The organism is Nocardia sp. NPDC019219, from assembly GCF_040632645.1.
GTDB lineage: Bacteria > Actinomycetota > Actinomycetes > Mycobacteriales > Mycobacteriaceae > Nocardia > Nocardia sputorum.
On sequence record NZ_JBEYCG010000012.1, the window covers coordinates 216,778 to 226,331 of the forward strand.

The 9,554-nt window shown below is 63.4% G+C and carries 13 protein-coding genes; 5 read left to right on the top strand and 8 right to left on the bottom strand.

All coding sequences use genetic code 11. The features are described from left to right. Positions 1 to 980: 980 nt before the first annotated feature. Complete coding sequence (locus ABZ552_RS22730; RefSeq protein ID WP_350356409.1) at positions 981 to 1,310, top strand: DUF4345 family protein; 330 nt, start codon at positions 981 to 983, stop codon at positions 1,308 to 1,310. Positions 1,311 to 1,315: 5 nt separating this feature from the next. Beyond that, entirely contained in the window at positions 1,316 to 2,068 is a 753-nt protein-coding gene (locus ABZ552_RS22735) for a helix-turn-helix domain-containing protein (protein ID WP_281918433.1), read from the top strand. A gap of 907 nt (positions 2,069 to 2,975) precedes the next feature. On the opposite strand, the gene ABZ552_RS22740 is transcribed toward ABZ552_RS22735, so the two are convergent. Beyond that, complete coding sequence (locus ABZ552_RS22740; protein WP_281918434.1) at positions 2,976 to 3,176, bottom strand: hypothetical protein; 201 nt, start codon at positions 3,174 to 3,176, stop codon at positions 2,976 to 2,978. 167 nt (positions 3,177 to 3,343) lie between these two features. Between ABZ552_RS22740 and ABZ552_RS22745 the strand changes: the two genes are divergently transcribed. Then, on the top strand, positions 3,344 to 3,856 hold the full coding sequence (locus tag ABZ552_RS22745) for a hypothetical protein (protein ID WP_350356443.1): 513 nt from the start codon (positions 3,344 to 3,346) through the stop codon (positions 3,854 to 3,856). Positions 3,857 to 3,900: 44 nt separating this feature from the next. Here ABZ552_RS22745 and ABZ552_RS22750 read toward each other — a convergent pair whose 3' ends face one another. Then, positions 3,901 to 5,025 (bottom strand): IS630 family transposase, encoded by a 1,125-nt coding sequence (locus tag ABZ552_RS22750; protein ID WP_281918435.1) that lies wholly within the window; start codon positions 5,023 to 5,025, stop codon positions 3,901 to 3,903. 53 nt (positions 5,026 to 5,078) lie between these two features. Further along, positions 5,079 to 5,228: a hypothetical protein gene (locus ABZ552_RS22755; protein ID WP_281918450.1), complete on the bottom strand. Its 150-nt coding sequence runs from the start codon at positions 5,226 to 5,228 to the stop codon at positions 5,079 to 5,081. Between the two features lie 52 nt (positions 5,229 to 5,280). Between ABZ552_RS22755 and ABZ552_RS22760 the strand changes: the two genes are divergently transcribed. Together ABZ552_RS22760 and ABZ552_RS22765 are read left to right on the top strand one after the other, a co-directional pair. Beyond that, a complete protein-coding gene (locus ABZ552_RS22760; RefSeq protein WP_281918451.1) occupies positions 5,281 to 5,994 on the top strand; it encodes a hypothetical protein in 714 nt (237 codons plus the stop codon). Between the two features lie 169 nt (positions 5,995 to 6,163). After that, on the top strand, positions 6,164 to 6,292 hold the full coding sequence (locus tag ABZ552_RS22765) for a hypothetical protein (protein ID WP_281918452.1): 129 nt from the start codon (positions 6,164 to 6,166) through the stop codon (positions 6,290 to 6,292). A gap of 19 nt (positions 6,293 to 6,311) precedes the next feature. Here ABZ552_RS22765 and ABZ552_RS22770 read toward each other — a convergent pair whose 3' ends face one another. Genes ABZ552_RS22770 through ABZ552_RS22790 form a run of 5 tightly spaced genes read right to left on the bottom strand, consistent with a single transcriptional unit; the run spans position 6,312 to position 9,508 of the window. Continuing rightward, complete coding sequence (locus ABZ552_RS22770; protein WP_281918453.1) at positions 6,312 to 6,935, bottom strand: AAA family ATPase; 624 nt, start codon at positions 6,933 to 6,935, stop codon at positions 6,312 to 6,314. Next, positions 6,932 to 7,549 carry a 3'-5' exonuclease gene (locus tag ABZ552_RS22775; RefSeq protein WP_281918454.1) on the bottom strand — a complete coding sequence of 206 codons (618 nt, stop codon included), beginning with the start codon at positions 7,547 to 7,549 and terminating at the stop codon, positions 6,932 to 6,934. The genes ABZ552_RS22770 and ABZ552_RS22775 overlap by 4 nt, the downstream gene beginning before the upstream one ends. After that, positions 7,546 to 8,730, bottom strand: coding sequence for a radical SAM protein (locus ABZ552_RS22780; RefSeq protein ID WP_281918455.1), 1,185 nt, complete (start codon positions 8,728 to 8,730; stop codon positions 7,546 to 7,548). The genes ABZ552_RS22775 and ABZ552_RS22780 overlap by 4 nt, the downstream gene beginning before the upstream one ends. A 12-nt stretch (positions 8,731 to 8,742) precedes the next feature. After that, positions 8,743 to 9,066, bottom strand: coding sequence for a hypothetical protein (locus tag ABZ552_RS22785; protein WP_281918456.1), 324 nt, complete (start codon positions 9,064 to 9,066; stop codon positions 8,743 to 8,745). 1 nt (position 9,067) lies between these two features. Next, on the bottom strand, positions 9,068 to 9,508 hold the full coding sequence (locus tag ABZ552_RS22790) for a DUF4254 domain-containing protein (protein WP_357439566.1): 441 nt from the start codon (positions 9,506 to 9,508) through the stop codon (positions 9,068 to 9,070). Between the last annotated feature and the right edge of the window lie 46 nt (positions 9,509 to 9,554).

Sequence of the window (9,554 nt, forward strand, 5' to 3'; positions counted from 1 at the left end):
TCGGTGGTGGCTTTGGCACACGTCGCCGCCAGCGATGTTGTCCCGAGAGCGGAGGGCCTGACCGACTTGACGGGACACGCTATGTGCTGGTATATCCGATTCGGAGTCGCATCCTTCACCTTGCCGCGGGCGCGCTGGCTTGCGCCGTCGGGCGCTGTTTCCGGAGAAGAACTGCTCCAGCACCCAGCGCTGCCAAACCTGCTACGTCGAATGCCGCCACGCGCGCCAATCCCGGGCCAACGGGTCCTCCGGCGAGCACGAGAATGAGAAAGCATCCGAAACTGACCGCATTGGCGCCTACGGCCACCGGGCGTCGCCCGGAACGAAACACCGCCAGCAGCAGGAGGACTCCGAGCACGGCGAATAGGACGGCCCGATGCCGCAAGACGACATCGAGATCGCGGCCCGCAGGAGCGAGCCCGTAGGCGGTGTACATTCCCCGCGGTGCCACCGCACCAAGAGCAGGCGCGGTTTGGAGTAGGCCCGCGAAAACCAACAGGGCTCGTCCGGCATTGCGTCGCATGATTCTCCTCGGGTCGGTGTCCTGCGATCCTCGCCCTGGCCGACACCCCGCGCTTCCGAGAACCTGCTGTAGGAACTAGCGGGTCATAGGGCGTCATTGCGGCGGCGGGCATGGACGGATGCGGAGTTGCTCGCGGCCGCGGTTTGGCGTTGTCCTCCACGACGGTGAGCAGGAGAGCCATAACCGGCAAACGCGCAGCATGTTTTCGGAAGCGGCGGGCGAAGGGATCGTCAACTCTCGACAGAGAGATCGATCTCAGGAGGAATATGAGGATCCGTCAGAGTCGGCGAAGCCCGCTCGTCCTGATGAGAGCGTGTAACAGCGTTCCGGTCGCGGAGGTTGTTGTACGTCATCGCTCGGATGCCGCGGGTCCAGCGTTTTCGAAGGCCGGATGGGGTCAGGAGTACAGCCGATGAGAGAGCTAGTGCTCGCGCTGGCGGCTGTCTTCTTCGCAGGGATGGGTCTCTACGCGCTCGCAGCGTTGGCTGGGCCGTTCGCTCTGACAGAGACGCTACCGCAAGCGCGTTCCGAGATCCGCGCGGTGTATGGCGGCTTCGGTCTGGCGGTCGCAGGCGTGCTGTGCGGGTCGGCATTCGGCGACGACAGACCGCGTAACGGGGCGGCATTGACGGTGGGTGTTGCATTGGCGGGCATGGCCGCCGGTCGTGTGATCTCACGGCTGGCCGACACACGCCAACGGCGTTCTATCCGATTTGGTTCTACTGTCTGGTCGAGGCTGTCGGTGCCGCGGTCATACTCGGTGTCGTGTGAGCGAGTGCGAGAATGACAGTTGTGACCATCGGCGCCGAACGTCGCATCGTGTACCTGTGGCCTGCGCAGGCGGCTTACCTAGGGCCGCCGTTTCACCTGGACAGGCATGCAACACCGGTTCACTGTCTGGCTCTCGGAGTCGACGCACCGTTCACGGTGTCGACCGCAGAAGGCTCCTGGCAGCGGCGTAGCGCCCTGATACCTGCGCGTACGGTGCACAAGGTCGAGGCAGGCGTCGGTCGCATGCTGTTCTACTACCTCGACCCGCGCTCCCGCGACGCTGTCGACGTACGGGTTCGCATGAACGAAGATTTGGGTACGATCACCACCACTCACCGTGACGAGCCTGCGTTACTCGACTACATTCACCACGCGGACACAATCGAGGCCGACCAACTGCGACGGATCGTCGTAGGGGACAGCCGCAGCGGCTTTCCCGATCCGAGGATTCGCACGGCGATGGAGTCGATTCTCGCCGAACCAGCACGAGATCTGGACGCGGCGACGCTCGCGGCTGCGGCCGGGCTCTCTACTTCACGGTTCCTACATTTGTTTTCGACCAACGCGGGAACCAGTTTTCGACGTTTCCGCCTGTGGGCGCGGCTGCTGCATCTGGCTGCTGCCTTGGCCGAGGATGCCTGCCTCACGGACGCGGCGGCCGACGCTGGGTTCGCTTCCGCCAGCCATTTCAGTGACACATTCCGGGCCATGTTCGGCCTCACCGCGACGACCGTGTTGAAACAGGGAACCGAAATCGTCGTGATTCGCAAGTAAACATCCCCTCCGCATGGTTTCACCGCAGGGGGTTGACCCGCAGGAGGCTTTGCGGCAAGGACCTCGCCCCAATGGCATGGATCCGACTCGGCGCCGGCCCCGTCGGTTCAGTGGCGCAACGGTGCGGGCCGTGTAGATCGTCGGCCATGCTGGCACAGCTGTCGCAGACCAGACCATTCCGGATCTCGCACCGCCTGGCTGTGACAGCCTGATTTGGCCCCCGGTGTGACGGTCTGAGTCGGCCCCGCTTGCGACGCGCCGGGCGGGTTGTGATGGTTTGATCCGGCCCCACCTCAGGCTCGATTTCGACATGGTCGTTTCCGAGCTGGTGGAAGGGGTCCGGGATGGAGTGTCGGGTGGAGTTGTTTGCTGCCATTCGGCGTGATGCTCGTGTCGCGGGTCCTTCTCCCCGGTTGCCGGCTTGGCGGCAGCATCACTCGGGTCGGCGCAGCGCCGCTGTCCGGTGTCTCAGCGTTCACCTATCGGAGTAGTGAGGCCTGATTGAGCCACGGCCTGACCAAGGTCCTGGGCAGAATTGTGGAAGATCTGAAACGCATGACAAGGAGGGGAGCTGAGGGTGTTGCGGACATGCCCAGAGGCGCAGCTCGTTTTGTCAGGCACGATGTCGATGTGAAGGTGCAGGCCGATCAGCTCGGTGGGCGCGAGGTGGACAAAGCGGGTGAAACGCTGGCAGCGCCTGAACACAGGTGTCGGCTGCCAGGAGGAAGGGACCACTTCGGAGCCGTTTTGCCATGAGCATGGGACCACCCCTTTTGCCACGGATGGGACCGCCTGACTAGTGGTTTTGCCAGTTGTGGGACCACCGGCGTGGCATGCGGGGTGTCTGGTCGCTTGGCCGCTGTATTTGGCGGATGAGCTACCGGGATACCTCCGATTCTGCTAACTGTCAAGCAGCGGCAGTATTTTGGGGGTCAGGAACTGGATCGCCGAAGGCCTTCACCGCGTCGTAGGGCTGGTGGGTTTGCAGGCAGTAGTAGAGCTGTCCGAGCATCTTGTTGAACAGGTGCCGGATTGCGGGTGCGTGGCGGTCGCCGTGCTCGCGGCGACGCCGGTAGTGCTGTTGGCCGGGCCCGGGCAACACGACCATGGTGGTGCCCCAGACCCATCCGACCGCCGCCAGGCGGTCGTTCTTGATCCTCCTGTGGCTGATCGAGATGGTTTTGCCGGATGCTGCGGCTCGTAGGTGTCGAGTAGCTCCTTGCGGGCGCGGGGATCGAACCGATACGCAACCTCATCATCAACACCCTGCTCCTGATGCTCACCGACGACCGGTTCGGCGGCGGCCTGCTCAGCGGCGCCCTGATGACCCGAGACGCACTAGACGAAGTGCTGTTCACCGACCCGCCGATGGCGAACTTCTGCGCCACCTACCCCCGTCAGCCGACCATGGTCGACCGAACCTGGATACCCGCCGACCACCTCGTCCTCATCAGCATCAGCGCCTGCCATCGCGACCCCGAGGTCGCCGGCGGTGACCTCACCGGCAACCGCTCCCATCTGGCGTTCGGCGCCGGACCACACCTCTGTCCAGCCAAGGACGTGGCCTACGTCGTCGCCGAGCACGCCATCAACCAACTCCTCGACGTTCTCGCCGACGTGCGACTGGCCGTGTCCGTACAACAGTTGACGTGGCGACCGGGTCCATTCCACCGCGCACTGCAGCAACTGCCGGTGACCTTCCCCAGCACAACGCCGCTGGACATCGGCAGTCGATCTGAACTGGACAGCTCACGCACAAGGTGTAGTGAGAGGCCGACGGGTCCCTGACCTGGCGAAGGATGGTTGAGACAACTAGCTCAACTAGTGCCCCGTCAAGCAACCTTCGGTAGGTAATCAGGGTGCCGGATCTTGGAGTTGACGGCGAAGTCGCGTTTGGGTCGGGCGTGCTGGTTGTACCAGCGGATGTAGGCGCCGATCGCGGCGTCCTGCTCGTCGTGGCTGCGGTGATCGGTGCCGTTCAAGGCGAAGTACCGTAGAGCCGCGAATTCGGACTCGATCCAGTTCAACCACGATGAATAGGTCGGTAGGAAGACCAGTTCCACGTCGTTGGCCCCAGCCCAGGTACGGACCTCGGCTCGTTTGTGCGGGGAGAAGTTGTCGACGATGACGTAGAGCTTCTGTCCGCGCCAGCGCGCCCGCAGCGACTTCAGCAATGACAGGAACTCCTGCCACCGTTTACGATCCCGGATCCGGTAGTGGATCTTGCCGGTCGCCAGGTCCAGAGCGCCGAGTAGATGCCGCACGCCATGGGTGCGCCGGTAGGTCGCTGGCAGCCGTTTCGGGGTTCGTCGCGGGAACCAGCCGCGACCAGCGCGGGGTTGCAAGTTCAGCGGCCCGAACTCGTCCACGCAGACCACCCGTCCATCGGTGGGTGGATGGTCGTAGAGGTCCAGGACGCGGTTCATCTTCGCGGTGAACTCGGGGTCGGTGCCCGCTTTCCAGGTTTTGACCGCCTGCCACGACACCCCCTCGGCGTTAAGGATCTTGCGCAGAGTTTCGCGGCTGATCGCAGCGATCCTATTGGTGAGCAACACTTCTCGCAGCTTCGACAGACTCCACACCGAGAACGGCCAGCCCAGGTCACGCGGACAGCACCGGGCGATGCAGGCGATGCGTTCACGCGTCGCCCGATCCACCTTCCTCGGCCTGCCCGCGCTCCATTTTGGGTCCAGCGCTTCGAACCCCCGCTCGTTGAACTCGTGGATCACCTGCCGCACATACGCCTCGCTGACCTGCATCAACCGAGCGATCGCGGGCACCGGCTGCCGCTGCGCCGAGGCCATCACCACGATCGCTCGTCGCGTCCTGATCGGCTGCCTGCTCGTCTTGGTGATCTTCTGCAACCGGCGCCCCTCCTCCGGGGTCACCGCCCGCACAAACACTTCCGGCTTCCGGGCCACCGGCACCACCTCCACCGACAGCATCACCGACCACATGCCCCCGATCAACCCGACACCCGGTTACCGAGGCAACCTACTTGGACGAGGCACTAGTTGTATGAGGTTGAGGACATCGCGGCCGTGTCGATGGCCGGGCCTTCCACGGTCGCGGCTGTAGGATTGCGAATCCATGCCAGGTTCGCGGCGATCACGACCGATGCGGCGACGAGGTCGCCGCTTACCCCAGTGTTGATGTCCAAGCGGAGTCCGACTACCTACGTGGTGGCTGGCGGTCAGCGATAAGCTCCATAGGTGTACTACAGGGAGGACCCAGACGGCTCGGAAGAGCTCGTTCCCCTTTCCCATGATGAGATGGTCGCTGACTACTGGGCGAGTGGGACAGAGTGGCCCGAAGCGCTAGCCGACCTTTACGTAGATTTCCACGTTTTCTCACGAGTCGAGTTTCTGGTCTTTCAATCGCGCTTGAGTGCTGCAGTCTTCCTGGCCCGGTCAACTGAGGCAACGGCCCAGCGCACCCAGGAGGTGTTGACGCAGGGACGTAAGAGCATCGTCGGTGCGCGTCACGACAGCGTCTTTTGGGATGAGGGAGCGGCTGTTGACAACGTCGACGAGAATCTCTATGCACTGGACGAGGCACGCGCGATCGCCTGTGGTGCGGCGACGATGACGGCAGTCGCGGCGCTCGAATCGCTCGTCGACGACATACTGTCTGGCGTGGCACCGCTTGCGAAGAGCTCTGGCGGCCTCAATCAGAAGATGACACGGCTACTCGACCGAATTGGGCCGCCACCAGAGATTCGGGCCGACGTCGAGTCTGCAGTGAAGATACTTCGTGATCGTCGCAACGACTACGCCCATGCCCTCACCGGCTCCCCGTGGCCGCCAGCACAGACCGGTGGCACTTGTCGACCCCATACGAAGTTCGATGGTGAAACGATGTCCGACACTCTGTTCGAGGTTGGGAGCCTGGCCATTTGGCTGGAGGAACAGGTGGAACGCCTTTAGCCCCGGCAAGCGATGAACTCGTGCCTCGCGGAATCATGTCCGTCGGTTGGGAACTGTCATGACGGCTCTAGGCTCCAGTTCCACCAGTCCGGCATCGCGAATCTGCTTGAACCACCGAGGTTCCAAACCAACGTACGCGGCGACGGAGGCTATCGCTCGCGGCGGGGCCGTGGGTCATGTCCGGCTCGCCCGCGGTGACGTGATCATCTTCTCGATCAGCCGCGACGCGGTCGAAGACTCGCCCCTACCGAAGGCGCGCCCCGGCAAGTCGACCGAGGCGGCGCTCGGTGTCGAATAGCCGGGCGCCGCTGTCGCCTCTAAACGGAAGCCTCGTATTCGTCCAGTCGTTGTCTGATGAACGTCAAAGCCTTTACGAGGGCACGGTCGTGCCCTTCGGCAGGCAAGAGGTCGTGCTCGATGTCGAGTCGGGTAAGCACCTTCTCGACATGCTGGTCGGCGAGAGCGCGGAATTCCATGTCGGTGTCGCGCGGTTTCGCCAGGCCCAGCGGTAATCGGTTGTCCAGCACTGTGCGCAGGACGAGATCGTAGTTCTGGCTGTGGTTGGCGATGAGATCTTCGAGATGGTGGATGCGGTGAGGATCGGCGCGGTGGTCGCGGTAGTCGAGGGCTGCCTCGTAGTAGCCGAGAGCATCGGGTACGGCGCGGTCGATAAGCACAACATCGGCAGTCGCCCATGATTGAATCTCGTTGCTGATACCGCGGGTGACGATCCACAGCGTCGATGCCCAGGTGTGGCTATACAAGATTGGCAGACCGAGTTGCTGGGCTTGGGCGCCGAGGTCGCTGACCACGGCGACGCTGACTCGGTCGCTTCTGAGCCTGTCGGCGAGTCGAGTCAGGAAGGTCGTTTTCCCGGTGGAATGTGTTCCGGTGATCGCGACGGTGACTGGTCGCACCACTTCGGGTCGTGGTTGGCTCACCAGAGTCCTCCTTCAGGCTCGGGTGTCGGCACGAACTCCTTGGGTGCTGCCGCGTTGACAAGACCGATCCAGTCCAAGTGGGTGTCGTCGATGAGTTTGCACAGCAGCAGCCATGCGGCCCACGTGTCGTAGCCTGCGCGGTGGTATCCGTGTTCGGCGAGTGCGGAGACGTCGAGGTGGGCGTGGTCGATGAGTTTGTCGAGGCTGTAGCCGGGCAGGCCGGGCCAGACTTTCTTCGCGAGTCGGAGGGTGTCCAGCACCATGGGTGGGGTCCAGTACGGCAGGTGTGCGGCGAGGACACGTTGTTCGACGCCGGCGTTGTGGGCTACGAGGGTGCGTTGTGCCAGTGCGGCATCGATCTCCGGTGCGACGTCTGCCCATCGGGGGCAATTGTCGACGTCGTTGTTGGTGATGCCGTGGATTTTGCGGGTGACGATTGGGGTGATCGGGTGTTTTGGGCGGATCAGCCATGACCGGATGTCGGTATGGCTGGCGGTGTCGCCGGAGACGGGGAGGATGGCGATCTCGATGATTTCGGGGGGTGTCTGCCCGTTGCCCTCGACGTCGACAACGGCGATGTTAATGCCACGCAGCGCGTTCGGGATGGCGATCACTGCTTCTCCTTGCTCTTGGGCCACCCGAGGTCGGCGCGGCCGTGGCGGTGGGGGTGGTGCGGTTTGGTGACGTCGTGGACCTGGTAGCGCAGGTTGTGTTGCATGAGGTAGCGCGGCTGCTCGGACAGGCCGCTGACCACGATGGCGCGGTCGTTGACCTCCACCAGACTGCCGCCGAGTTGCTCGGCGAATGTGGCTGCTTGCTGGCTGTCGGGGCGGTGCCAGTCATCGGCGCAGCGCTGGATCTGGGCGGTGGGGCATATGTCGCACAGCTCGCGGATACCGTAGTGGCCGTTGTAGTCGGCGGCGCAATGGGCGTAGGCAACGGCGCAGCTAGTCTTGCGGAACAGCGGCGATCCGGTGCCGTATTCGGTTGCCGCGTTGAGGATGCGGTGTTCGAGGTCTGCGGGGAACACTTTGCGGCGTGCGCCTTCGAGGTACGGTTCGGGCAGTCCGTGCGACTGGTAGTAGTCCCGGATTTCGTCTTTGAAGAACAGGCCGGTGAAGACGGTCGCATGCGCGTAGTGGCTCAGTTCGAACGCGTGTTGGAGGTGGTCGTCGGTGTCGTTGAGCGCCGGGACGATGGGTCGCCAGTACAACACGACCCGGTAATTGTCGGCGTGCTGATAGGCGGTGCGCAGGGATGTGGCGGCGATGTTCGAGTCGACGGGCTCGATGCGTTCGTCGTCGATGCCGGAGTGTGTGACAAGGACGGTGAGTCGAAGGTTGCTGATCGAGTTGAGGACCTCGCAGTCGGCGGGTTCGATGCGCCAGCGGGTGATGACCAGGACGTGGTTGGTCAGCGCTTGCTGGTCCAGCAGTCTGAGCATCTCGAACGTGTGCGGCTTGACCGGCGGGAGCATGGGGTCGGTGGCCCGGTTGAACAGCTGAATCGGGGTGATGTGGGGCCGGAAGTATGGGTGTGCGAGCAGCGTGGCCGCGGCGTCGGCGTCGGTCATGAGTGCGCGTGGTGTCTTCATCTCGAAGTTGTCGAAGACGTGCCGAATGCAGTATCCGCAGTCGAGCGGGCAGCCGATGATGTGGTTGACGCTCAGTCCGGATTTCCGGTACTCGATGACTTCGCGCAGGTCTGGTCGTAGCTGTTCCTGCTGTGCGTTGGTGAGAAGCGGCAGTCGCCGGCCCGCGGGCGGTGGGCTCGATGTCTGGTCGTTTTCGCGCATGGTTAGCGCCTTTCAATCGGTGATTCGAGGCAGTGGTTTTGTGATGTCGGATGAAATGGCACGCAGTTGATGACGTGTTGCGGCGTTGAGGGCTTGGTCGATTGCCCAACGTCGGGCGCAGTGGTGGTGGTCGCATCTGCGGTGGTAGGGCAGTTGTTCGCGGGCTTGCGACAGCGACAGCTGTCGGTGTGGTGCGTCGTGGGAGAGCCGGTCCTTGATGGCGGCGACGGTGAGCTTGCTGGTGCGTCGTGAGGATGAGCGCACCAGTAGCCAGGCGCCGATACCTATGAAACTGGCCGTGAGCATCGCGTAGATCGCCGTGGCAATTGGGAACATGTCAGTGTTCGTGCCGCAGATCCACGCTGGTGCGCCATGGCCGAGATTTGGTGATCTGCTCGACGAGGTCGGTCCAACGGTTGGCAAGCTCGCCGAGCACGGTCCACGCTCGGTGCACGGTGTCGGCGTCGACCGGTTCCGTGGTCAGCCGCAGCCGGTCGGCTTCGACTTCGGCTGCGGCCATCTCGTCGAGCAGGGCGCCGAGCGATTCGCGCGGGGTGCTGGTGCCAGGCCGCGGGGTTATGGCGATCGCAATCCAGTTGTCGACCATCGACGCCACTTCTGCACGGCGACGGTCAATTTTGTCGCTTCGTGCGGGAAAGAGCGTCCGATTCAGGTGAAGCTGTCCGAGGGCGCGCGCCTGCCGGATGATGAACGTGTCGGACGGTCTGTCGCGTGTCGACGCTCTTCGAAATGTAGGCCGGTGGCGCTCGTTGAAGATCGGCCACTTGGTGGTTGTTTAGTCTGCCGTGTTGTCTGTCCGCATG